This is a genomic window from Pseudoalteromonas simplex, assembly GCF_015278155.1.
GTDB classification, from domain to species: Bacteria; Pseudomonadota; Gammaproteobacteria; order Enterobacterales; family Alteromonadaceae; genus Pseudoalteromonas; species Pseudoalteromonas simplex.
Genome location: NZ_JADILN010000002.1, coordinates 325,177 through 351,338 on the forward strand (window position 1 = coordinate 325,177; position 26,162 = coordinate 351,338).

At 40.1% G+C, this 26,162-nt stretch carries 18 protein-coding genes; 10 read left to right on the forward strand and 8 right to left on the reverse strand.

Going from position 1 to position 26,162, the window contains the following annotated elements; translation table 11 throughout:
• Nucleotides 1-477 precede the first annotated feature (477 nt).
• The gene (locus tag IRQ78_RS05375; RefSeq protein WP_194441555.1) at nt 478-2,103 is read left to right on the forward strand and encodes an alpha-glucosidase family protein; all 1,626 of its coding nucleotides are present in this window, start codon (nt 478-480) and stop codon (nt 2,101-2,103) included.
• A 61-nt stretch (nt 2,104-2,164) separates the two neighbouring features.
• On the opposite strand, the gene IRQ78_RS05380 is transcribed toward IRQ78_RS05375, so the two are convergent.
• Complete coding sequence (locus tag IRQ78_RS05380) at nt 2,165-2,713, reverse strand: TIGR00645 family protein (RefSeq protein ID WP_054551457.1); 549 nt, start codon at nt 2,711-2,713, stop codon at nt 2,165-2,167.
• Nucleotides 2,714-2,949: 236 nt separating this feature from the next.
• Between IRQ78_RS05380 and IRQ78_RS05385 the strand changes: the two genes are divergently transcribed.
• Complete coding sequence (locus tag IRQ78_RS05385; protein ID WP_054551458.1) at nt 2,950-3,192, forward strand: hypothetical protein; 243 nt, start codon at nt 2,950-2,952, stop codon at nt 3,190-3,192.
• A gap of 133 nt (nt 3,193-3,325) precedes the next feature.
• On the opposite strand, the gene topA is transcribed toward IRQ78_RS05385, so the two are convergent.
• On the reverse strand, nt 3,326-5,986 hold the full coding sequence (gene topA, locus IRQ78_RS05390) for a type I DNA topoisomerase (protein ID WP_194441556.1): 2,661 nt from the start codon (nt 5,984-5,986) through the stop codon (nt 3,326-3,328).
• A 294-nt stretch (nt 5,987-6,280) separates the two neighbouring features.
• Complete coding sequence (locus tag IRQ78_RS05395; protein WP_138600543.1) at nt 6,281-9,613, reverse strand: Ig-like domain-containing protein; 3,333 nt, start codon at nt 9,611-9,613, stop codon at nt 6,281-6,283.
• Between the two features lie 193 nt (nt 9,614-9,806).
• Between IRQ78_RS05395 and IRQ78_RS05400 the strand changes: the two genes are divergently transcribed.
• A complete protein-coding gene (locus tag IRQ78_RS05400) occupies nt 9,807-11,138 on the forward strand; it encodes a dicarboxylate/amino acid:cation symporter (protein WP_054551461.1) in 1,332 nt (443 codons plus the stop codon).
• Nucleotides 11,139-11,213: 75 nt separating this feature from the next.
• On the opposite strand, the gene sohB is transcribed toward IRQ78_RS05400, so the two are convergent.
• The gene (gene sohB / locus IRQ78_RS05405; RefSeq protein WP_138600541.1) at nt 11,214-12,230 is read right to left on the reverse strand and encodes a protease SohB; all 1,017 of its coding nucleotides are present in this window, start codon (nt 12,228-12,230) and stop codon (nt 11,214-11,216) included.
• Between the two features lie 114 nt (nt 12,231-12,344).
• On the reverse strand, nt 12,345-14,777 hold the full coding sequence (locus IRQ78_RS05410) for a VolA/Pla-1 family phospholipase (protein ID WP_194441557.1): 2,433 nt from the start codon (nt 14,775-14,777) through the stop codon (nt 12,345-12,347).
• 228 nt (nt 14,778-15,005) lie between these two features.
• Here IRQ78_RS05410 and IRQ78_RS05415 point away from each other — a divergent pair, with 228 nt between their 5' ends.
• Complete coding sequence (locus tag IRQ78_RS05415) at nt 15,006-15,749, forward strand: YciK family oxidoreductase (protein ID WP_054562005.1); 744 nt, start codon at nt 15,006-15,008, stop codon at nt 15,747-15,749.
• 60 nt (nt 15,750-15,809) lie between these two features.
• Here the strand turns inward: IRQ78_RS05415 and pssA are convergent, their stop codons facing one another.
• Nucleotides 15,810-17,135 (reverse strand): CDP-diacylglycerol--serine O-phosphatidyltransferase, encoded by a 1,326-nt coding sequence (pssA, locus tag IRQ78_RS05420; protein WP_054551465.1) that lies wholly within the window; start codon nt 17,133-17,135, stop codon nt 15,810-15,812.
• A 288-nt stretch (nt 17,136-17,423) separates the two neighbouring features.
• Between pssA and trxB the strand changes: the two genes are divergently transcribed.
• The 4 genes from trxB to infA all read left to right on the forward strand — a co-directional run bounded on the left by trxB (nt 17,424) and on the right by infA (nt 20,202).
• Nucleotides 17,424-18,374, forward strand: coding sequence for a thioredoxin-disulfide reductase (gene trxB, locus IRQ78_RS05425; RefSeq protein WP_054551466.1), 951 nt, complete (start codon nt 17,424-17,426; stop codon nt 18,372-18,374).
• Between the two features lie 105 nt (nt 18,375-18,479).
• Nucleotides 18,480-19,196 (forward strand): leucyl/phenylalanyl-tRNA--protein transferase, encoded by a 717-nt coding sequence (gene aat, locus IRQ78_RS05430; RefSeq protein WP_194441558.1) that lies wholly within the window; start codon nt 18,480-18,482, stop codon nt 19,194-19,196.
• Nucleotides 19,189-19,893 (forward strand): arginyltransferase, encoded by a 705-nt coding sequence (locus tag IRQ78_RS05435; RefSeq protein WP_054551468.1) that lies wholly within the window; start codon nt 19,189-19,191, stop codon nt 19,891-19,893. The genes aat and IRQ78_RS05435 overlap by 8 nt, the downstream gene beginning before the upstream one ends.
• A 90-nt stretch (nt 19,894-19,983) precedes the next feature.
• Nucleotides 19,984-20,202 (forward strand): translation initiation factor IF-1, encoded by a 219-nt coding sequence (gene infA / locus IRQ78_RS05440; RefSeq protein WP_002962494.1) that lies wholly within the window; start codon nt 19,984-19,986, stop codon nt 20,200-20,202.
• 171 nt (nt 20,203-20,373) lie between these two features.
• Here the strand turns inward: infA and clpA are convergent, their stop codons facing one another.
• Complete coding sequence (gene clpA, locus IRQ78_RS05445; protein WP_054551469.1) at nt 20,374-22,638, reverse strand: ATP-dependent Clp protease ATP-binding subunit ClpA; 2,265 nt, start codon at nt 22,636-22,638, stop codon at nt 20,374-20,376.
• A gap of 71 nt (nt 22,639-22,709) precedes the next feature.
• A complete protein-coding gene (gene clpS, locus IRQ78_RS05450) occupies nt 22,710-23,018 on the reverse strand; it encodes an ATP-dependent Clp protease adapter ClpS (RefSeq protein ID WP_161804337.1) in 309 nt (102 codons plus the stop codon).
• Between the two features lie 209 nt (nt 23,019-23,227).
• Here clpS and cspD point away from each other — a divergent pair, with 209 nt between their 5' ends.
• Nucleotides 23,228-23,443, forward strand: a complete 216-nt coding sequence (cspD, locus tag IRQ78_RS05455) for a cold shock domain-containing protein CspD (RefSeq protein ID WP_036968098.1) — start codon at nt 23,228-23,230, stop codon at nt 23,441-23,443.
• 433 nt (nt 23,444-23,876) lie between these two features.
• Complete coding sequence (locus tag IRQ78_RS05460) at nt 23,877-26,099, forward strand: NADP-dependent isocitrate dehydrogenase (protein ID WP_054551471.1); 2,223 nt, start codon at nt 23,877-23,879, stop codon at nt 26,097-26,099.
• Nucleotides 26,100-26,162: the final 63 nt, after the last annotated feature.

Sequence of the window (26,162 nt, forward strand, 5' to 3'; positions counted from 1 at the left end):
AATATAAATGATTTATCAATTTTACTGTGTAAATTAATAGTAATGAAACATTTTCGCTATATTTTCGCCCCCAATTTGGTTACAGAAATAGGTGCTAGGACATTTATCCCGCTTAAATGGTGACTTAACGCAATAATAATAGGAACGCACATGGAACAATGATAATTGGTCTTACCAATAATCACATTGCACCATTCTGGTGTAAGCCAGCTATATTATGCACCACGCTGGCGTTTTGAGTTGGAATAAGACAATTACTTTACTAATTGGTAAATTTTACGGCGCTAAATTTATGCTGCTCAATTTTAAATCAAGTTAATAAGTTTTACTGAGGACAGAGGTGAATTTGGCGTGCATACGTATGCAGAGTTTTTACAGTATCACACCCTTCACGTATGCTTTTGACATTCCGGCAACATATACGACTAATGGTTGCCTTATAGTTTACACACTCTGAGTGTCACGATGGAGAAAAACATGGCTCAAAAGCAGTGGTATAAAGGTGCGGTTATTTATCAAGTGTATCCGCGCAGTTTCCAAGACACCAATGGCGATGGCATTGGTGATATCAAAGGTATCATTGATCGCATTGATTATATTAAAAGCCTAGGTGTTGATGCTATTTGGGTTTCACCTTTCTTTAAATCACCAATGAAAGACTTTGGTTATGACATCAGTGACTATCGTGATATCGACCCATTGTTTGGTAACCTTGATGATTTTGATGAACTCATTGCACAAGCTCACCAACGTGATATTAAGATCATTATTGATCAGGTATTGAGCCATACCTCAGATCAACATCAATGGTTCCTTGATAGCCGTGAAGATAAGATCAACGATAAAGCAGATTGGTACGTGTGGGCAGATGCCAAACCTGACGGTACACAACCAAATAACTGGTTATCTATTTTTGGTGGTCCTGCATGGCAGTGGGAACCGCGTCGTGGTCAATATTATTTACATAACTTTTTGACTGAACAACCTGATTTAAACTTCCATAACCCTGAAGTACGCAAAGCAGTATTAGACAATGTTGAGTTTTGGCTGAAGAAAGGCGTTGATGGTTTCCGCTTAGATGCAATTAACTTTTGCTATCACGATGCGCAATTACGTGACAACCCGGCTAAGCCACCAGAAAAACGTCAAGGTCGTGGTTTTAGCGAAGACAACCCGTACGCTTTCCAATATCACTACTACAATAATACACAACCTGAAAACCTGACTTTTATGCAGGACATTCGTGCCCTACTAAACAAGTACCCTGGTACCGTTGCATTAGGCGAAATCTCATCTGAAGATTCACTCGCAACCATGGCTGAATACACATCAGGTGGTGACAAACTTCACATGGGTTATAGCTTTGAGCTACTTACTAACGACTATAGCGCTGAATATATTCGTACAACAGTGAGTACTCTTGAGCAGCGTATGACCGAAGGCTGGCCATGTTGGGCATTTAGTAACCATGATGTAGAACGCGTTGCTAGCCGCTGGAGTAAAGATAACATTATCAATCCGCAGCAATGTAAAATGCTTACTGCCCTGTTAGCGTCTTTACGTGGCAGCGTGTGTATGTACCAAGGTGAAGAGCTTGGTTTAGGTGAAGCTGAAGTCGCATTTGAAGACTTACAAGACCCATACGGCATTACATTCTGGCCAAACTTTAAAGGCCGTGATGGTTGTCGTACACCAATGCCATGGGATGCAGCAGATGCTGAGCAAGCTGGTTTCTCTACAGTAAAACCTTGGTTACCTGTAGGCAATGCACACAAATCAGTTGCGGTAAACACGCAAGATCAAGATAAAGATTCAATTTTGAATGCGTATCGTGAATTTATGGCATGGCGTAAAGATAAGAACGTACTGCTTGAAGGCGACATTGAATTTATCGAAACACAAGAGCCTGTGCTTGCTTTTTATAGAACGCTTAACGACACTAAAATGCTTTGTGCATTCAACTTAGGTGCAAAAAGTAGCGAACTGACAATCTCTGGTTCTGTGTCTTCACAGCATACAGAGATCTCTCATCACACAGCTGAATTAAACAATAATACAGTCACTCTGCCCGGGTTTGGTTGCTTTTACGCAACCCTGAATTAATAATCAGTTGTTAAACACCAAGCCCTGCAATTGCAGGGCTTTTTTATTTCTGATCATGGTATTAGTGGTTCATGGTTTTACTATTAATGTAATCTGTAAGAGCAAACAACACCCCCGACACCACAAACGTGACATGAATTAACACCTTCCAGAGTAACTCATCTGTTGAATGGTTGTTTGAGCTAATAAATACCTTTAAAAGCTCCACAGCCGAGATTGCAACAATTGCACTAATCAACTTCATCTTAAGGCCAGAGAAACCAACCTTGCCCATCCAAACTGGTCTATCTTCATGGTTTTCTATATTTAATTTTGAAACAAAGTTTTCATAACCACTAAAAATAATAATAAGCAAAAGCCCAGCTAGTAGCGCAGTGTCAACTAAAGTCAAAATACCTACCAAAAGCTCTTGGTTTGACGCAGTGAACGTATTTAAAGCCATGCTGTATAAATATTTAAAGAACTTTAGCAGCAGTAATACCACAGCGACTAATAAGCCAATAAAGAATGGCGCTAGTAACCAACGCGAGCGAAAAATAAAACTCTCTACAACTTGTTCTAGTTTGGTTGGTACTTTCTTTGTTTTTGAATGAGTCCCTTGTTCAGACATAAGTTAGTTCACTTTTCTTTTAAAATTAGCGCGATAATACGTGTTTTGACCTTACGATTACCAGCATTAGAGGCAAAATAGTGGTTATTTTTTGCTTATCTTTACGATAAAAAAATTTCGTTATCTTTTTTTGAAATTTAGTTTATAAATTCACTCAAGCAAAGTGACATACACATTGCGCACCATTACTGTGCATTTAGCCAGTGATAATTAATTTTTTGATTAGGAATAATTAAATGAAAAAAGCATTGCTAGCACTAATTTTGGCACCTGTTTTAAGCGTGTCAGCAACGAATGCAATCGCTAACGAAGCACCTGAAGCATCAGCTGAAATGATCAAAGAATACACTGAAATGTGTTTAAACTGGGCAAAAGATGATGACATCAGCAACGAAGAATTAAAGCCATACGTATTAAAATGTGTAAACGATGAGCTTGAAGCTGAAGGCTATAAAAAAGTAAAAGACGTACAAATCTAATTTTACGTTTACTTAGAATATGAAAAAACCGGAATGACACAATGATGTGCGTTCCGGTTTTTTATTTGCATCTCAAATTAACAATAAGTTTGCGCGACATTACGCCGCGACTTCGATTATATAATCTGGCGATTTATTTTTTGGCTGCTGTTTTTTTCTTAGCAGGCGCTTTCTTTTTACTTTCTTCTACCCATTTACCATTTTGGTAGTGGGCGGTCCAACCTGTGGCTTTGCCATCTACTTCACTCATTACATACTGCTCTTTATTTTTGCGGCTGTAGCGAACGACTGAAGGATTTCCATCAGGATCTTGTGTAGGTGCGTCAGCAAGGTAATAAAACTTTTCAGAAATACGATCTCTAAAACGCTTTAATTCTTCCACTTTAGGCGCACGCGTTTCACGTGATTTAGGGAAAGTATTAGCCGCTAAGAAAATACCTGACGCACCATCACGCAGTACAAAATAAGCTTCTGACTTTTCACATTCAAGTTCAGGTAAGTGAACTGGATCTTCTTTTGGTGGCGCAGCTTCACCATTTTTGAGTAACTTACGTGTATTTTTACACTCTTCATTACTACAACCGAAGTACTTACCAAAACGACCAGATTTTAACTGCATGTCTGAGCCACATTTATCACATTCGATAATAGGGCCGTCGTAGCCTTTAATTTTAAAGGTGCCTTGCTCAACGATATAACCCTTACATGCCGGGTTGTTACCACACACATGTAACTTACGTGTTTCGTCAATTAAGTATGAATCCATTGCCGTTTCACAAATTGGGCAACGCTTCATTTGCATTAGAGATTCAGTTTCTACGTCTTCGACATCCGCAGCAATAGCTTCATCGCCTGATACCAAATTCATGGTTGTAGTACAGCGCTCTTTAGGTGGCAAGTTGTAACCAGTACAACCTAAAAATACACCCGTTGATGCAGTACGAATCCCCATCTTACGACCACACGTAGGGCAATCAATATCAGTTTCGACCATTTGGTTTTGACGCATGCCACCCTGCTCTTCGTCACCTGAGGCAATTTCAAGCTGTGTTGAAAAGTCTGCGTAAAATCTATCAAGTACTTGTGTCCAAACACGTTCGCCCTCTGCGATATCATCGAGACGGCCTTCCATCTTAGCGGTAAAGTCAAAGTTCATCAGATCTTCGAAGTTCTCAACTAAGCGGTCTGTAACTATCTCGCCCATTTTTTCAGCGAAGAAGCGGCGATTTTCAACACGCACATAACCACGATCTTGAATCGTAGAGATGATAGATGCATACGTAGATGGACGACCAATGCCACGCTTTTCTAATTCTTTAACTAGGCTCGCTTCACTAAAGCGTGCAGGTGGCTTTGTAAAATGTTGTTTAGGCTCTAGCTCAACAAGCGTTAAAACATCACCTTCTTTAACTGCTGGCAGTGATTGATCTTCTTCATTCTTTTTACGAACAGCCGGTTGAACTTTTGTCCAACCATCAAAGCGAAGAACGCGACCTTTAGCTTTTAACTGATATTCGCCAGCACCCACTGTTAAGGTTGTTAAATCGTATTCTGCAGGAACCATTTGACAGGCAACAAACTGGCGCCAAATTAATTCGTAAAGTTTTTTAGCATCTGCTTCAACACCGTCTAAATGACCAGATAGTACGGTAACACTAGAAGGACGGATCGCTTCGTGTGCCTCTTGTGCATTGCCTTTAGAGCTATAACTAATCGGTGCTTTCGGTAAATATTTTTCACCAAATTGCTCTGTCACGTAATCACGACACATTTCAACTGCATCTTTCGATAAGTTAGTTGAGTCGGTACGCATATAGGTAATGTGACCCGCTTCATATAAGCGTTGAGCAAGCATCATGGTTTTCTTAACACCATAACCTAAGCGCGTACTGGCAGCCTGTTGCATGGTTGAAGTAATAAAAGGTGCGCTCGGTTTACTCTTGCTAGGCTTTTCTTCAACGCTAATGACTTTGTAGTCAGCTTTTTCGAGTTCACTAACAGCAGACATCGCCTGCTCTTCATTAACTGGCTTAAAAGGCTTGTCAGCGTGTTTAGTAACTTCTAAGCGTAAAGCAGCTTCTGTATTTTTAACATCAGCGTGGATATCCCAAAACTCTTCAGGAATAAATGCTTTGATTTCGCGTTCACGTTCAACAAGTAAACGTACTGCAACAGATTGCACACGACCGGCTGATAAGCCACGTGCTACTTTAGCCCACAGTAATGGCGACACCATAAAACCCACGACGCGGTCAAGAAAACGACGCGCTTGTTGCGCATAAACCATGTCAGTGTTTAGTTCACCGGGTGTTTCAAATGCCTGTTGAATTGCATTTTTAGTAATTTCGTTAAAAACAACTCGCTTATATTTTTCAGGCTCGCCACCAATAATTTGTTCGAGGTGCCATGCAATCGCTTCCCCTTCTCTATCCAAATCGGTTGCGAGATAGATTTTATCGGCGTTTTCAGCAAGTTTCTTTAATTCTTGAACAACTTTCTCTTTGCCCGGTAAGACTTCGTAATGTGGCTCCCAGCCTTTTTCAGGGTCAATACCCATACGAGCAACTAAATTTTTATAGTCGCGTTGCTTTTTATAGGCAGCTTTTTCTTCTGGTGACATTTTTCGAACTTCAGCAGGGGTTTTCGTCGCTGCAGTTTTTGTTTTGCCTGAACCTGAAGTTGGTAGATCACGCACATGCCCAACACTGGACTTTACGATGAAATCGTTACCTAAGTATTTATTAATTGTTTTTGCCTTTGCAGGAGACTCTACAATTACAAGTGATTTGCCCATAGTTGCCTATTTCTGACCGAGTATTTTAAAAGTTTTTTGCCCTTATAAATGTATATCAATCACATTAAACAAATAAGTATGATTTTTATCATTGGAGCACGAATATTTATAGGTATATCTACAAACACCAATTGTTACAAGCTTTTAATAGAAACTTTTCTTCATTGACTGAATAATTAAACAATTTTTGTTGCTAATTTAGTCAATGTGGTGTTTTAAGGTAATTTCAAGGGGAATATATAGAACAGCAACAAAAATGCCAACCTTCTGGTTGGCATTTTTTAAGATTTAACTTTATTTATCATCGATTATTGAAATCGAGCGGCTCACCGTTTTAGTTCCGCCAAGCTGATTTTCAAATTGGAAAGTTATAGTTAGTACACCATCTTGATCTTGGTTACCATCAGACTCCCTAGCAATTCGAACATCAGAATACATTGTTGAGTCACGATTTGTGCTCGGAATCGTTTCCTCATGCTCAATAATAGAAAAATCTCCATTATCGGCTGTTAGCGACACTTCAGTTCCAGCAGGAAGTGGATTACCAAACTCATCACTGTAAAAAATACGTACATTGATACTAGATAAACCCACTTCTAAGGTCTCAGGATCTGTTTCATTGGGGTCTGTTGCATCATAGTCTGGGTTGGCACGAGATACTTCAGATAAATCAATAGAGGCGACATCGCACCACAACGCATTATCAGATACCTCAAATACACCAGCTATTGTGCTCGAACAATCAGCAGGCACTAAAACCTCATATGGAGCAGATACTACTTCATTGGATTTTAATACAGCAAAGCGAACATATGGATCATCACCAGACATGACAACTTCAATTTGCTTACGAACTTCAATTAAATCACGGGTACACTGGCCTGCATTAAAGGCAGCTTCACTACACAATAAGCCATTATACAAACCATCTGCACCGTCATAAATTCCGTTATTATTAAGGTCACGCCATGTTTCGTTATGACCACCACGCGAGTTTAATTCAGAACATTGATCTGTGTTCGGATCGTAACTATCACTATCTGCATCACTGCAGTTCGCCTTGTCAAAAGTGCTATTTTCATTATGATCATTAAACGCTTCTGGTAAGTCATATAATGTGTAGTATTCGCCAATATCGAATAAACCATTGCGCCTAGTTATGCCATCTGATGACTCTTCATCGACAAAGCTTTCTTGACCTTTTGCAACAGCAATAATACTTGTTCTTCCGCCTCGTATAACACCATTAGGATCGTTTTTAGCGCGAACTAATGTCCCGATACAAGGCGCTGCAGTTTCAAAATAAGGATCGCAGTTAACATCACCCGTCTTAGGGTTTATACCTTCGGTAGTTGCAGAGTTACCATCGATTTCACCAATTCTATTACCCCACTTGTAATCATAGAACGGTCGCTCACCTTGTGAACGCCACGTTACTACACATGACGCGTCAGTAGTACGACACACCGCTTCATTACTTTGTGGACCTACAACGCCTGATTCTGTCAAAACTGTTGATTCGACACCATTACTATTAAATTGATTAAATTGGTCACCAAAATAAACCGTAAGACTATTAGTAATTCCATTGTAATTCAGTGCATTAGGGTTAAAAACTTGAGGGCTTAAATCGAAACTATTTTGATCCGTAATGCCTGAATATAATGCAAGTTGCGATGATACTGCATTGATTTGCTCTGCTAGTGGTACGAGGTGAAGCGTTCCTTCAGGACAAATGTCATTTGTTGGTTCATCTGCACACAACTGCACCTCATCTGTCCAACATGATAAATCATCACCTTCTGGTAATGCAGCAACATCTGTTTTTGAAACAAAACAAGCCTTAACTACAAGAGGACCAGGCACAATACCTGAAGTGACCGTAGTTTGCACAACACCATCATTGTCTGTATTCGCTGTACGTTGAGTCAAACCAGCTAAACCAGTTGAGTCTGTTAACTTAAAGTCAATTCGCTGCTGTGGCGATACAATGCCGTCGGCATCTAATAATCTAAAGCGAACGACAGACTGTGTAGGTAAGCCACCTTCACCTGGAGGAAGAGCAATTACCGGTTCTGAGACGTCGATAAACTGAATTGATTGTACTGCTGAAACTTCAACAGGGATGATCGTTGAAGCAGTAAAGTTCTTTCCGCCCGTTTCGACTGTAATATTAACAACATCATCAATTCCGCAACCATTGGCTCTATAGGTAGAACTAGCTATACCGCTTGATGATTTTACAGAGGCATCAATACTTGAATTATTGTTATCAACACATGTTGAACTAAATTCTACATCTGTTGGTGTGGTATATAAATTCCCTTCTTCGTCCTTTAAAGTGACCTCAATAATTGTACTTCCTCCAGCTTTAAGAGGAATTACATCACCATTTGAGTCAACATTTAGGCCGTTGTCCACTTCTAGAATTAAATCTGCGATACCTACTGCAAAGTTAGTGCTAATTTGTTCATCTAAAGCAGATACTGTAATTGTTCCTGCACCGCCAGTGTTACCAGGTTGGATTTTCAATAGTGCAACACCAAAGCTATCAGTCAACGCTCGACCTGATGATGGAAGGACTGTCCCTAGATCAGTTGTTACTTCGACTAGTGCATTAGCAACAGCGTCACCACTTTGCTGATTCGTTACTTCAATAAATAAATCAGCAAGTTCAGCACTCGATACCGAGTTAGTTATGCTACAGCCTGATGCTATTGAGGTCGGGTCTAGTTTTACGTTACTTCTATTGTCATCCCAAGAAGGGACACAACCAGTTAAAAGAGAAGCTGTAACCGAATACTGTATAGCATCATCAGGGGCTTCATCACCATTAGAAATAAAGCCAGCAATTTTAGTGACTGCATTACCGCTTTCATCTGTATAGGTTGCTACAACTTGACCTGCCCCTTTCGCATCACCACTGCTCAGTGTTACAGAAGCTTCACCATTTGAATCTGTTAGAGCGGTTCCTAAAACAGGCGTAATTTTACCTGTAAAATTAGTGCTAAATGAAATAAGTTGACCTGCAAGGGGCGTCTCTTCATCAAGCAAAGTTGCTGTGACTGTACCTTTATTATCTTTGCTTACAGGGTTATCAACAGTAAACGGTGCTCCAGAAGTGTCTGTAATAGTGAGGTTTAATGTGACGCTGCCGCTCACACTTGAATCATCTGATTCTGAACCATCCGATGTGAAACCAAATGTGTCGCTGTAGGTATCTCCATCAAGAGCGTAGGTAGCAGTTACTATACCAGCGCCAGCAGTATCACCTGCCGTAAGTTTAATTGAAGCAACACCATTGCTATCTGTTAGATCAGTTCCAGATACTGGATCTAAAAGACCAATATCGCCGTTTAAACTAAAGTTAATCACAACCCCAGCAACAGCTTCATCATTATTTGTTAATGTAGCAGATATTGTTAACGGAGAGTCAGCTGTTACCTGATTATCTTGTTCACCAGATGACAGCGAAAAACCTTGTACTGCAATTTCATAACTAGCTTCAGCTGTTGAATCATCCCCACCATCAAGCGAACCACCATCACTTTCCAGTGAGCCACCGCCACCACATGCAGCTAATAATGAGCTGAAAACTATTACACTTAGCCATCGAAATAAAGGCATTGACCTCTCCCTAGTTAGCTATTTCAAACTTTGTTTTATTATTTACCTAATATTAACCTAAAATCAGTCCGAAAATAATCATTTTTTTATTCATTTCTTAACGAATTAATTTAATTATTTATCGAATTTTTCTGTATAAAAATCCTTATGCTGGTAGTCTATGACAAAATTTATAACAAGATAGATTAGGTGTATGTCAAAAGTACGGTCTTTAAGCCTTACATCTCGTATCATGGTTGGTATGGTACTTGGTGTAGTTGTTGGTTTTATCTTTCAAGCCATTTTAGCGGGTGAAGACGATTTCCTTATTCCATTAGGGTTATTCTCTTTACCTATTAAAGCTTTTTTTGTTGATGGTATTTTCCATGTTGGCGGGCAAATATTCATTGCAAGCTTAAAAATGCTTGTGGTGCCTTTAGTATTTGTATCACTTGTTTGTGGAACTTGTAGCTTGAGCGACCCAAAAAAGTTAGGTCGACTAGGTGGTAAGTCTATTTTGCTTTATTTAGCGACAACGGCAATCGCCATTACTGTTGCTATCACCTTGGCGTTATTAGTGAATCCAGGTGAGGGAATCAATTTACCTTCAGATGCTAACTATAGTGCGAAAGAAGCTCCCACCCTTGCGCAAGTCATTATTGGTATGTTCCCAACAAACCCTATTGATGCAATGGCAAGTGGCAACATGCTCCAAGTTATCGTTTTTGCCTTGTTATTTGGTGTTGCGATGGCACTCAGTGGAAAAGCAGGTAAACGTGTGGCCAGTGTTTTTGAAGATTTAAATACCGTAATTTTAAAGCTTGTAACACTGCTTATGAATATTGCACCGTATGGTGTATTTTTCTTAATGGCAAAATTATTTACAACTATTGACTTAAAGCTTATCACTAGCTTGGCCTTATATTTTGGTGTTGTTGTTTTTGCTTTATTATTTCACGGTTTTGTGAATTACAGCCTGTTACTTAAGCTGTTTACAGGTCTAAACCCTATTACATTTCTAAAGAAAATGAAAAATGCCTGTTTATTTGCATTTAGTACATCAAGCTCAAGCGCAACTATGCCTATTACCCTTGAAACAGCAAATAAAAAGTTAGGTGCTCATAACTCTGTTGCTTCTTTTACCGTGCCCCTTGGCGCAACCATCAACATGGATGGTACGGCGATTATGCAAGGCGTTGCGACTGTTTTTATTTCGCAAGTTTTTGCAGTAGATTTAACGATTTCTGATTATCTGATGGTTATTTTAACCGCAACCCTTGCTTCTGTAGGTACTGCTGGTGTTCCGGGTGTAGGCCTTATTATGTTAGCTATGGTATTAAATCAAGTTGGATTGCCTGTAGAAGGTATTGCTATCATCATTGGTGTCGACCGCTTACTTGATATGACGCGAACCGCTGTTAACGTGACCGGTGACTGCATGGTCACCTGTGTGGTTGCAAAATCTGAAGGTGAGTTTGATGAGGACGTATTTAACGACCCAAATGCCGCTAAAGATTTAGAAGATTACCATAAATCTATTAATTAATTTCACACTAATTAACTCATAAAAAACCCGCTAAATAATAAGCGGGTTTTTTATACTACTTTCATGTTTTTAAATTTAAGGGTTTAAGCCTTTTAAACGAGACATTAAAGTCACTCCCGCTTTACTTACCCCTGAACTTAATCCGACGGCGAGCTTATCGCTTAAATTCTTCTTAACACGGTATTTTACTTTAAAGATTTGACGTTCTTTAGCTTGGCTCAATAAGATATCATCACTTGTATCAATCTTATCAACTAAACCTTTATCGAACGCTTGGGTAGCAAACCAATGCTCACCGGTTGCAACAGTATCAATATCTAGAGATGGACGTTGCTCACTCACAAAGGTTTTAAATAAACCGTGGGTTTGTTCAATTTCTTCTTTGAATTTTTCACGACCTTTATCGGTATTTTCACCAAAGATAGTTAGCGTACGCTTGTATTCACCGGCAGTGATTTGCTCAAAATCAACATCATTCTTTTTCAAGATTTTATTAAAGTTAGGAATTTGCGCAATAACACCTATCGAGCCAACAATTGCAAAAGGTGCTGCAACAATCTCATTGGCCACACAGGCCATCATATAACCACCACTTGCTGCTACTTTATCAATAGCAACAGTCAAATGAATTCCTGCATTACGTAAGCGTTGCAGTTGAGAAGCAGCAAGGCCATAGCCGTGCACCACACCTCCACCACTTTCAAGGCGAACCAGTACGCGGTCTTTTTCTTTGTCAGCAATGGTTAAAATAGCGGTAATTTCTTCGCGAAGACTTTCGACTTCATGGGCATCAACACTGCCATTGAAATCAATAACATATAAACGCGATTTAGGCTCGTCGTTTTGCTGTTTTTTAGCCTCAGTTTTTTGCTGTTTTTGATGAGCCTTGAGCTCTTTTTTAGAAAGGGTATTTTCGATAAAGCTTTGTTTTAGATCATCAAGTTGCTCACTTAAATCATCAATTGTTATCTCCCCTTTCTTCGCTTTTGGTTTCACTGCTGCGCCCATGATAATGGCAACAATCACTGCAATTGCGATGACAAATGTCAGGGTCTTTGCAAAAAACAACCCGTATTCATATAAAAATTCCAATCAAACTCTCCATTTATTAATACTTCGGCACAATTTACCACGCTTTAAAGCAAAAAAAAGCCACAGGATGTGGCTTTTTACTTAATTGGTTATTACGTAATTAATAGCATTTAATTATTCAGTAACAACTTCTGTGTTTGTAACTTGAAGATACTGCCCACGACTTGCTAAGAAAGTCGCGATTTGTAATTGCATTTCTGTTGTTGCTGCTGCACTTTCTTCAGCAGTAGCACCTGAATCTTCTGTCGCTGCAGGTGATAATACAGAGCTGTGATGGCCTTTCGTGAATTTAACCACATAGCTCATTGCATCAGCAGTCGGGCCTTGAGTTTCTGCAACAGTTGATAAGCCCATTAGGTTAGCAAGAGGTAAGCTACCAGCAATTGGGTTGCTCGCCACCATTGGTGGAATAACCATATCAGCATTGTTGTTAGCACCATCGCCAACAACTACACTCATGTACACAGGCGTGCCAAGCGCTGCAACAGAGGCTGCATAGTTTGAAGGATCACCACTATCAAGGGCTGTTTGCGCAGCAAAAGCAAATTGAGTAACCACACTTTGAATGTTTGCTAGTTTTTCTGTTTCGCCTGCTACTGTTAGTGAACCAACATACTCTTTATAAGCACAAGTAACGAAAGCTGTTTGATTAGCTGCAAGTGCACCACAGTTTGATAACGCTTCATTTTGAGCATAAGCACCAAACTCAGCAGATTCAGCTGTACCGGCTGCAAGTAATACAGAGCCTTGAACAAATGGGCCAAATGTATTTGACTCAATTAAGAAGCTTGCGATACCGCCACCACCACTAGCAAGTGCTACGCTTTTCACGTTGAACATTGGATCAACTTGGTCAGCTAGCGGTGCATTAGTAACAGCAACAAATGCTGGAGCAACGACAGAGCCTAATGAATGACCTAAGAATGATACATCTTGCGCATTTAAATCAGCAGCACCGGTAAAGTTAAGACCCAAACGTAAACCAAGTAAATCAGCAACTGATTGACGTAAGCTATCACGCGCTACTAATAATGACTGTAAGTTCATATAGCTTAATACAGAACCAGTAGAGGCATTAAAGTCGTCAGTACCGTCGCCATCTACATCTACACCACGCTCACCATGCATAGGATGATCGATTGCAGCTGTTGCAAAGCCTTGCAGTGTTAATTGTGCAGTAATGGCTAACATATCTTCTTTTTTAGAAGTAATGCCGTGCTGAAGGATAACAACTGGCCAGCCTGTCTCAGGCATGCTCAATGCGTCTAAGCCGAGCTGAGCTCGCACTGCATTAATTACAGGTAAAATTGGTTTAGTAATTTGTACTGGCACATTAGCAATACTTTGTGTTTTTGGAATTGTGTTGTACTTAGTTAAGTGTTTAGTTTGGTCTAAACCTAAATCACGTAACTTGCCTTCACTTAACGCCATACACAGGCCATCAGTTTCGCTAATAGGGTCTGTTGGGAATGAATCACCCGCTGCGGCTGCATAACCTAGTACCGCAACACCGCTATCACATAAACCTTGCCAGTAAGTCGCAGATAAATCATCAACCGTTGTGCCTGTTGGTGTAGCTAAATACATAGGTAACATTACGCTACCTTTTTGATACTGCACACCACCAAACACAGGTGACACACCAGTAATACCTTGTGATGCAAATACTTGCTCAACGGTAATAACGGGTTGATCAGGAATTTGCACCATAGGCGTCGGTAGTGCATCTTGGGTTAAACTTGCAGCAAGAAGCTGCTTAACTGTTCCAAGCACTTGACCTGCTGATTGCATTGTCATCGCTGCTGAGTAAATGATTTCATCTTTTGTGATTGCACCACCTGATGTCACTGCGTTTTCATAGCTATTGATAACCGCTTGAAGTGACTTTTGTGAGTCGGTAATAAGTGTTGCTTCCTCGCTCACGAGTGCATAAGTTGAAGAAGGCTCAATTGAGCGCCCTTCTGAGTCCATTAATGACGTTGTCAAAACATTAATGTAAGTGCTGCCAGCTTTAAATGGCTTAAGTGGGATCACAGCAACCGCATCACCAGAACCTTGTGTGATAAAGTCAATACCGAAAGTCAGTTCAGACACTAATTTACAAGCGATACCAGCTGGTACTTGTGAACAGGTTTCGTCTGTTTGGCTTGCACCCATAACAACTTCAAAAATACGCACAGCGCCTGGTGAAGCAGCAGATGTCATATCAAGAGAGATACCCGAAGGAAAAGTTAAGTCAATTTTAAACGGAGTTTGCGTAGACCAACCATCAAGCGCACCAAGTGCAAGTTGTGGATCAGCATAGGCCGCACGGTCAACACTAACATTGTCGTCGTCTAATTCACCCGGCATATTTAAAGTACCATCAAGCGTACCACTCATAAGTAAATCATTCGGCACTGAGATAACACTATTCGCTGGGTCAAATTTTACTGTCGCGGTTGGGAGAACAGGAGGATTATCATTTTTTACATCTTCTAATGTTTCTCCTCCACCACAGCCAGTAATGGCTGACGCAATGGCTAGTGAGAGTAGCAGTTTTTTCATAATTTCGCTCCGCGCAAATCTTATTGTTATTGTGTGTTCAAAGTTAAAAGTAGTGGTTCTACTACCTTCATTCTAAGTTAATTTAATGTAATTAGGTTATTAATGAGACATTAGACCAGTTAAACTTAACGTAAAGTTTCAATTTTCGCCACCTTAATTTGCAATAAATTCGATAACTTGGCTTTTTGCTATGGTAAAATAGTAAAAAACTTAATCGATGGTACGTTTATGCATACTTATAAAGCCGCAGAGAATGCGCTAAAAGACAAAGTAATTTTAATAACAGGTGCTGGTGACGGCATTGGTCGTGTTGCCGCACTAACTTATGCTAAGCATGGTGCCACTGTTATTTTACTTGGAAAAACAACCAATAAGCTTGAATGTGTTTACGATGAAATTGTAAACGCTGGCTATCCACAACCGGCTATTGTGCCAATGGATTTAAAAGGTGCCACAAAGCAAAACTACCGTGACTTAGCTGCAACCATCGAAATGCAGTTCGGTAAGTTAGACGGCTTACTTAATAATGCAGGTATTTTAGGTTCATTAGGTCCACTTGAGCACTTCTGTGTATCAACATTTGAAAACATCATGAAAGTGAATGTAACTGCACAAGCTATGATCACTAAATTTATGTTCCCTCTGCTTCGAAAATCTGACAGTGCATCTGTTATTTTTACTTCATCTGGGGTGGGTCGCCAAGGCCGCGAACACTGGGGTGCGTATGCTATCTCAAAGTTTGCTGTAGAGGGCATGATGCAAACGTGGGCTTGTGAAGTGGGTAAAACCAATATTCGCGTAAACTGTATCAATCCTGGCGCCACCCGCACATCAATGCGTGCATCTGCATACCCTGGTGAAGATAGGGATAAGTTAGCAACACCCGAAGATTTAATGCCAACTTATTTATACTTGATGAGCGACGACTCTAAAGAAGTGAATGGTCAGTCTTTAGATGCTCAACAAAAATAAGCCCGAAACTAATATCTAGACACAAAAAAAGCAGCTTTCGCTGCTTTTTTAATTTTTCGATTAAATAAAGCGTTTGATAATAAAATCAACTTTTACACGTTTAGCCTGCCCCAATAGCTTTTTAACCGGCGCAGGATAGTCATTCATCGTTTCTAAGTCTTGTGGGCCTGTTAAACGTCGACAGTGCTTTAATATAGCTTGTTTTTCGTTTTCTATTTGTTCAAGGATATGCTGCTTAGGGTCGTCAATTAAAATACCATTTTCAATATCTAAGCCCCATGCGCGTGGATTTAAATTGTGCCCACTTAATAAGTGTAATCGCTTATCCGAACAAATCCCCTTCAAGTGGAACGAGTTACTCTCGTGCTTCCAAAGGTAAACATTCAAATTACCATTACTGATGTGGCGTTTTTGTGACTTTAAAAATTTATACAAAATGGTTTCGTATAAATAAGGTAATGCACCAATCTTACTAAACGGCTCACTTGGCGGCAGATAAAAGTCATTGGCAGTTTTATCCCCTACCACAATAGTTACCTGCTTACCTTGCTTTAATAAACGGCGTAATGAACGCATTAATGGTGCAGGAAAGTTAAAGTAAGGGGTATAAAGAACGAGCTCTTGCTCAGTGGTATCGAATAACGATTTAATTAAACGGTTCAGCTTATTACTTCTTCGCCCTAAACCTAAAAATAAACGCACACCCAACTCACCGGCACTGGCTTCTGCAGCGCTTTCGTAACTTGCAGATTTAAGTTCACGCATCAATTGCTTTTGCGCCACTTTAATATCATTAAATTGTATCAGTGGGCGCATATCAATTCGCGGTACGGCAACTGAGCTTAACAGATGTGTTTCTATAAATTCGATGACCGAATTACATAATCCAGCTTGGTGAACTAAGAAGTAACGGTCTAAACGATAACGGTCATCTTGCTGAAGATATACATTATTTAAGCTTGCGCCGCTGTATAATAATGTGTCGTCAATCACAAAACCTTTTAAATGCAGTACCCCGAAAAGCTCTTTGGCTTTTACCGGAACACCATGTACTTTCACATTTGATTGATACTGCTCTTGAAAATCACAATACATGCTGGCATTGCCATCAGACTTAGCTGCACCAATTAAACCACGTTGAGCTCGGTGAAAATCAACGAGTACTTTTACTTCTAACTCAGGATTAGCAAGTGATGCCTGATGTAAGGCAGTCAATATTTCTCGTCCTGCTTCATCATCTTGCAAATACAAAGCAGTAATATAAATTCTTTTTTTCGCTGAACCAATTAAACGCAATAGTTCAGTGCGATACTCTTTTGCATTGGTTAAGACCTGTACGTCTTCTGTAGTCAGCCCAAAAGCGGGCTTTTCCTGCCAAAATACCATAATTGCCTGTTAGTTTAGTTAGCTCATACCATGAGCTAATATCAAAATTAGCTAAAACATACCAAAAAAAAATTGCTTGGTCATGAATTACCGTACTTTGATCACAGAACAATTTGTAATTAGCCTATTTTATGAACAAAAATAGGTGTTTAAATTGCATTAAGTAAGGATTATTTGACAGCTTCGCAATTTGACTAAAAAAATAATCGGGGCTTTTGTTTACTTCCGCCTTGTTTTTCTTAGAATCGGGCGCATAGACATCGTATTGAAACGTTTTTAGGAAAAACCATGAGTGACGCAAAACACTGTAAACTATTAATCTTAGGTTCTGGCCCTGCGGGCTACACGGCAGCGGTATACGCAGCCCGTGCTAACCTTAACCCTGTTCTTATCACTGGTATTCAGCAAGGTGGTCAATTAACGACAACTACTGAAGTTGAAAACTGGCCTGGCGATGCACACGGTTTAACAGGTCCTGCATTAATGGACCGTATGAAAGAGCATGCTGAACGTTTCGAAACTGAAATCGTTTTTGATCACATTAATAAAGTTGATGTTTCAAAACGCCCTTTCACTTTAACTGGTGACTCTGGCACATATACATGTGATGCATTAATTATTGCAACTGGCGCGTCAGCTAAATACTTAGGTTTAGAATCAGAAACTAACTTCCAAGGTCGTGGTGTTTCTGCTTGCGCAACCTGTGATGGTTTCTTCTACCGTGGTCAAAAAGTAGCGGTTGTAGGCGGTGGTAACACTGCTGTTGAAGAAGCACTTTACTTATCAAATATTGCTGATGAAGTTCACGTTATCCACCGTCGTGACAGCTTCCGCAGTGAGAAGATCTTAGCTGATCGTTTAAAAGAAAAAGCTGAAAACGGTAACGTTGTTTTACATTACAACCGCACATTAGATGAAGTGCTTGGTGATGAAATGGGCGTTACTGGCATCCGTATTAAAGCAACTGATTCTGAAGAAACAGAAAACTTAGATCTTGCCGGTGTATTCATTGCAATTGGCCACAAGCCAAACACTGACATGTTTGAAGGCCAGCTAGAAATGAAAGACGGCTATTTAGTCGTTCAATCTGGTTTAAACGGTAACGCAACACAAACAAGTGTACCAGGTGTATTTGCTGCAGGTGACGTGTCTGATCACATTTATCGCCAAGCAATCACATCAGCTGGTACTGGCTGTATGGCTGCACTTGATGCTGAGCGCTTTTTAGATAACCTATAAATTAGTTGATCTAAAGCACTAAATACTGGGGGCTGTTGTAAAACAGCCCCTTTTTTATAGCTAAAATTTTGTTAAAATCAGAACAAAGAACAACGACAAGCTGATATGATCAAGCAACTGTACCAACTCTCGCCCGAGACTGTTGATTTTCCAGACCCAGAACTCGCTCTTGATGAGCCCGATGGCCTGCTAGCAATTGGCGGTGACTTATCAGTTGAACGCATTAAAAATGCCTATAACACAGGTGTTTTTCCTTGGTTTAGTGACTATGAGCCCATCATGTGGTGGTCACCTAGCATGCGCGGCGTTATTGAGCTAAATGAATTTCATGTCAGTCGTAGCTTAAAAAAGCATTTAAAGCGTTTTCCTGTGCGTGTCACCATTAATCACGCATTTGCCCATGTTATCAATGCTTGCCGTGAGCAACGTATCGATGCTGAAGGTACCTGGATCACTGAGCAAATGATGCATGCCTATATTGAAGCGCACCATCAGGGGTTAGCACACAGTCTTGAGATTTGGCATGAAGATGAACTGGTAGCTGGCCTCTATGGCATTATGCAAAACGGTATTTTTTGTGGTGAATCAATGTTCCATCAAGTCAGTAATGGTTCGAAACTGGCGATGTGGGCATTAGTAAATTGGCTTAACAAACATCAAGCCCATTTTATTGATTGCCAACTAGAAAACCCTTATTTAATCACTTTAGGTGCAAAAGTTATCCCACGTAGAGAATTTTTAACTAGACTTAAATTAGCACACAGTTATGTGCCTAAAAAAGATATGTGGCAACCACAAGAGTTGATTAATATTTATGACTGAGCACTTACCCGCTAGGCTTGGTTTAAGCCAGCAATTTGATTGCAGTTATTTACCCGACCGTCAGGAACAACTACTTGTTATACTTGATCCGAGTTGTTATTGCCCTGATAAATTTGAACAATTATTAGCATTAGGCTTTAGACGCAGTGGCGACCAAATCTATCGTCCACATTGCCCTATTTGTAATGCCTGTAATTCAGTGCGCGTTTTAGCCCAACAATTTACTCCTTCAAAATCGCAAAAGCGCAAATTAAATAAAGCAAATAAGGTTTTCACGGTCAGTTATAGTGAGTACGAACGCGCAGAATACTACCCGTTATATTGCAAATACATCACGCAAAGACATCAAGATGGTTCAATGTTTCCGCCTGACCAAAGTCAGTACGAAAGCTTTTTGTTTTGCCAGTGGCTACCCGTTACATTTATAGAGTTAAGAGATGGCGATAAGTTAGTTGCCGTTGCGGTAACCGACTGTATGACCAATGCCCTATCAGCGATTTATACCTTTTTTGATCCCGACTATGAGCAATACAGTATCGGTAGCATCATGATCATGGAACAAATTAAATTTGCAAAACAACAAGCAAAACAATTTGTCTATTTAGGCTACCAAATCGACGAATGCACTAAAATGAAATATAAAACCCAATTTTTGCCTGCACAAAAGCACATTGGCGACGAGTGGTTGGCGATTTAATTTACAAAATTGAGCCCTGTAGCTTTACTTATTGCAGTATTTTCGGCAAAATCTGCAGCGTTTAACTATTAAAGAGGTGTTACGCTAAACATGGCGAAAGAAGACGTAATCGAAATGCAAGGTACGGTCCTTGATACTTTACCAAATACAATGTTCCGAGTTGAGCTAGAAAATGGTCACGTTGTTGTGGCTCATATCTCTGGTAAAATGCGCAAAAACTACATCCGCATCTTAACTGGTGACAAAGTAACCGTAGAAATGACTCCTTACGATTTATCGAAAGGTCGCATCGTATTCCGTGCTCGCTAAGTTAGTGCGTTAACGAGAGATTTAGCTTTTTGCTGCTTTGAATGAGCAGGTGTGTTTATTACAAAGAGCTAAAAGCGTTTGTTAAATGGTGTTCAAACTAACTTAGTTTTAATTCCATTTAATAAACAAAAAGCCCAGCAATTGCTGGGCTTTTTGTTTCAGCTTGATAAATTAAGCCGTTTCTAAGCTAGTCTCAAAATCAAAGTGGATTTTCTTGTCCTTAATCGAAACCTTGACTGAACCACCATCGGCTAGCTCACCAAACAAGATTGCATTTGCCAGCGGCTTTTTAAGCTCATCTTGGATAACACGTGCCATCGGACGTGCACCCATTGCTTTATCGTAGCCTTTATCTGCCAACCACTCTCTTGCTTTGGATGTAAGCTCAAGATTAACCGACTTCTTATCAAGTTGCGCTTGTAACTCAACAATGAACTTATCAACCACTTGCAAGATAATCTCTTTCTCAAGGTGATTAAACCAAATGATATTATCTAAACGGTTTCTAAACTCAGGTGAAAACACTTTGTTGATTTCACTCATCGCATCATGAGAATGGTCTTGCTCAGTAAAGCCAATTGACTTACGTACAGTCTCTTGAACACCCGCATTCGTCGTCATCACCAATACTACATTTCTGAAATCGGCTTTACGACCGTTATTATCAGTAAGTGTACCGTGATCCATTACTTGCAGTAGAATGTTGTAAATATCTGAATGTGCTTTTTCAATTTCGTCTAGTAGTACAACTGCATGCGGATTTTTAATTACCGCTTCAGTTAATAAACCACCTTGCTCAAAACCTACATAGCCAGGAGGTGCACCAATTAGACGACTGACTGCATGACGTTCAACATATTCAGACATATCAAAACGAATAAACTCAACACCCATACACTTAGCAAGCTGCTTAGTAACTTCTGTTTTACCAACTCCTGTTGGGCCTGCAAATAAGAACGAACCCACTGGTTTATCTTCGTTAGCAAGACCTGAGCGTGATAAGCGAATTGCTGAAGTCAACGCATCGATTGATTGGTCTTGACCAAACACTAGCATCTTCAGGTTACGATCAAGGTTTTTAAGTGTTTCTTTATCGCTTGACGAAACGCTTTGCTGAGGGATACGCGCCATCTTAGATACAATTAGCTCGATATCAGCCACGCCAATTGTTTTCTTACGTTTAGAAACTGGCTGTAAACGTTGATTAGCACCAGCCTCATCAATAACATCAATAGCCTTGTCTGGTAAGTGACGTTCATTTATGTATTTAGCACTAAGTTCTGCAGCTGCTTTCAATGCTTTTTGTGTGTAACGAATACCATGGTGCTCTTCGTAACGCTCTTTTAAGCCGTTAAGAATCTTCGTAGTATCAGCCACACTTGGTTCAAGCACATCAATTTTTTGGAAACGACGTACTAGCGCACGGTCTTTTTCAAAGATATTCTTGAACTCATTATAAGTAGTCGAGCCCATGCAGCGCAGTTTACCACTTGAAAGTAGCGGTTTAATTAGGTTCGATGCATCCATTACCCCGCCCGATGCTGCACCGGCGCCAATGATGGTATGAATTTCATCAATAAATAAAATTGAACCTGGTTTAGCTTGTAGCTCTTTAAGTAACGACTTAAAACGTTTTTCAAAATCGCCACGGTATTTAGTACCCGCTAATAACGCGCCCATGTCGAGTGAGTAGACCACTGCATCGGCAATCACTTCAGGTACTTCTTTGTTTACAATACGATAAGCTAAGCCTTCAGCTATGGCTGTTTTACCCACCCCTGCTTCACCAACCAATAACGGGTTATTTTTCTTACGACGACATAACACTTGTACTGTGCGTTCAACTTCGTTGTCGCGGCCCACTAATGGGTCAATATTGCCATCAATGGCCTGTTGATTCAGGTTGGTCGTGAAGTTTTCAAGCTTAGTTGGCTCTTCACCTTGCACTTCTTGCACTTCTTCATGAATGTCATCGTGATCTTCACCGCCAATGTCGTCATCTGTTTTAGAAATACCATGCGAAATAAAGTTAACAATATCCAAACGATTAACATCTGATTTTTTAAGTAAATAAACTGCTTGGCTCTCTTGTTCAGAAAAAATTGCCACTAGCACATTCACGCCAGTAACTTCGTTTTTGCCTGATGACTGCACGTGAAATACAGCGCGCTGTAATACACGCTGAAAACCTAACGTCGGTTGTGTTTCTCTGTCTTCCTCAAGATCAGGAATAACCGGTGTTGTTTCGTCAATAAAATCTGATAATTCGACTTTTAATGCGCCCATATCTACGCCGCAGGCGTTAAGCGCTTCCCCAGCAGAAGGGTTATCGAGCAGTGCAAGTAAAAGATGCTCGACGGTCATAAATTCATGACGACGTGTTCTCGCTTCGCGAAACGCCGCATTTAAGGTTAGTTCTAAGTCTTTGTTTAGCATTGGCAACCCCTTACTGAGATAATATTTATATACCGTTGTGACGGGCTAATTAGTTCACCCTACCTTGGTATTTATTCCTGCTCACAACTACATAGCAGTGGATGCTCGTTGTCTCGTGCGTAACGATTAACTTGTTCAGCTTTGGTATGAGCTACATCAGCGCTGTAAACACCGCATATCGCTTTACCATTATGATGAACTTGAAGCATCACATCTGTTGCTCTATCGCTATCCATATTAAAAAACGTCATTAGTACTTCTATCACAAAGTCCATAGGCGTGTAATCATCATTATTTAAAATGACCTTATATTTTCGCGGTGGTTGCAATTTTTGCTTTTCACTATCGCGAACCGTTTCAATAACACCAGAATCTTTCATGCCACTCATAATTAAATATAGTCTTGTCTTTAGAACTCAAGCAAACTTGAATAAAAAAATAAATAAATTGTTAAAAAATAGTCTAAAACACTTGACTGACTGGCTAAATAAACTACAGTCAAATATAGATTGATTAATCATTAGTCAGTCTAGCAAATTACACGGTTTAGAATAACTAAATTAGTCAACTTATAGAAGGATGTAGAAGTATGGCTTGTGGAAAAGTCAAATGGTTCAACAATGCCAAAGGTTTTGGCTTCATCGTAGAAGACGGCAGCGAGACTGATATCTTCGCTCATTACTCAACGATTGTAATGGACGGTTATAAAACACTTAAAGCTGGTCAAGATGTAACATTCGAATTGCAACAAGGTCCAAAAGGGTTACACGCAACGAATATTGCGCCTAACGATGAAATCTCTTAGGTAAAACCTATTCGAGTATCAAGCGAGCGACCTTGTTAAGTTCCTCGCTTACTCTTCCACTAAAATTTATCCTTACACTTACCTTGAAATTCCATTTGTTTACCCCAATTGATTAATTGTTATTAGCCCTTTAGAGCCAAGCTTGTTACACTCTTGTTGCTTAAATTTAGCTTTTTCGTCATTTTGACGTAAGGCTTTTGGCTAATTTCATGATTTGCTTATTTGAGCTATAAGAATTTTACAGTCTGTCAGCTGTGGTTATTTTAATACTTTGTATTGAGTGGCAACAGCTAACAGACTGCTTGCTGTTGTTTTATCAAGGTACCTAAAGCTTGGTAATTCAAAGCTATCTTTTGCATTGTTGAATATGGCTAATTAAGGGTTACTGTTAGCAGTCATTACCAAACATTACGCCAACTATCTAGGAATGATGATGACATCAAAAATTATCTATACTAAAACAGATGAAGCGCCAGCTCTTGCGACGTATTCATTGTTACCAATCATCCAAGCGTATACAAACGCTGCTGGTGTTGAAGTTGAAACTCGCGATATTTCATTAGCGGGTCGTGTAATTGCAAACTTCCCTGAGTACTTAACTGAAGATCAACGTATTGATGATGCACTTGCAGAATTAGGTGAAATGGCTAAAACACCTGAAGCTAACATTATCAAACTACCTAATATCAGTGCTTCTATCCCTCAGCTACGTGCAGTAATCAAAGAGTTACAAGAAAAAGGTTACGCACTACCTGACTACCCTTCAGAGCCAAAAACTGATGAAGAAAAGAAAGTTAAAGCAACTTACGACAAAATCAAAGGTTCTGCTGTAAACCCGGTACTTCGTGAAGGTAACTCTGACCGTCGTGCTCCTGGTTCAGTAAAAGAATATGCGCGTAACAATCCACACTCAATGGGCGCATGGAGCAAAGATTCAAAGTCTTACGTTGCTAGCATGGAAGACGGTGACTTCTTCGGTTCAGAGCAATCAGTCACTGTTGAACAAGCAACTGACGTACGTATCGAGCATGTTGCTGAAAATGGTGATATCACAGTTCTTAAAGCAAGCACACCATTACTAGCAGGTGAAGTAATTGACGCTTCGCGAATGAGTGCTGCTAAGCTTCAAGCTTTCCTTGCAAAAGAAATTCAAGCAGCAAAAGACAAAGGCGTGTTGTTCTCATTACATATGAAAGCAACGATGATGAAAGTGTCTGACCCAATCATCTTCGGTCACGCTGTAAAAGTTTTCTTCAAAGACGTTTTCACAAAACACGCTGATCTTTTCAAAGAGCTAGATGTTGACGTAAACAACGGCTTTGGTGATGTATTCTCAAAAATTGAAAGCCTAGATGCAGCTAAAAAAGCTGAAATCGAAGCGGATATCCAAGCGGTATACGACAACAACCCTGCTATTGCAATGGTTGATTCTGACCGTGGTATCACGAACCTTCACGTACCAAGTGATGTGATCATCGATGCATCAATGCCTGCTGCAATCCGTTCTAGCGGCCAAATGTGGAATAGCGAAGGTAAATTACAAGACACGAGCTTTGTCATTCCAGATCGTTGTTACTCAGGTGTTTACCAAGCAACTATCGATTTCTGTAAAGAAAACGGTGCATTCGATCCAACTACTATGGGTAGCGTACCTAACGTTGGTCTTATGGCTCAAAAAGCTGAAGAGTACGGTTCACATGACAAAACGTTCGAAGTAGCAGCAGCTGGTACAATCCGTGTTGTAGACACAGCTGGTACAACTTTACTTGAGCATGCTGTTGAGCAAGGCGATATCTGGCGTATGTGTCAGGTTAAAGATGCACCAATTCAAGATTGGGTTAAACTTGCTGTTAACCGTGCTCGCGCAACGAGCACGCCAGCAGTTTTCTGGTTAGACGAAAACCGTGCTCACGATGCTGAGTTAATCAAAAAAGTAAACGCGTATCTGCCAAACCACGATACTGATGGTCTTGAAATCCACATTTTAGCACCTGTTGAAGCAACTAAATTCTCTTTAGAGCGCATCAAAGAAGGTAAAGACACTATTTCAGTAACTGGTAACGTACTACGTGACTACCTAACTGACTTATTCCCAATCCTTGAGCTTGGTACAAGTGCTAAAATGCTTTCAATCGTACCACTTATGAATGGTGGTGGTTTATTCGAAACAGGTGCCGGTGGTTCTGCGCCTAAGCACGTTCAACAATTCGAAAAAGAAAACCACTTACGTTGGGATTCATTAGGTGAATTCTTAGCACTAGCAGCTTCTTTAGAGCACTTAGCAGTTAATGCTGGTAATAAGAAAGCACAAGTTCTTGCTGATACGCTTGATAAAGCGACAGGTACTTTCCTAGCGGAAAACAAATCACCTTCACGTAAAGTCAAAGAGATTGATAACCGTGGTTCGCACTTCTTCCTTTCATTATTCTGGGCACAAGAACTTGCTGCACAAAATGATGACGCGGAATTAAAAGCACAGTTCACGCAAATTGCTGCTGATCTTGAGTCTCAAAAAGATCAAATCGTTGCTGAATTAAACGATGCACAAGGTCCTGCTATGAGTGTTGGTGGTTACTTCCAACCAAATGATGAGTTAGCATTCAAAGCGATGCGCCCAAGCTCTACATTTAATGATATATTAGCAAAGTTAGTTTAATCTCAAACTAAGCTTACGAAAAAGGGTTATCAATTTGATAACCCTTTTTATTGGACTCTGATC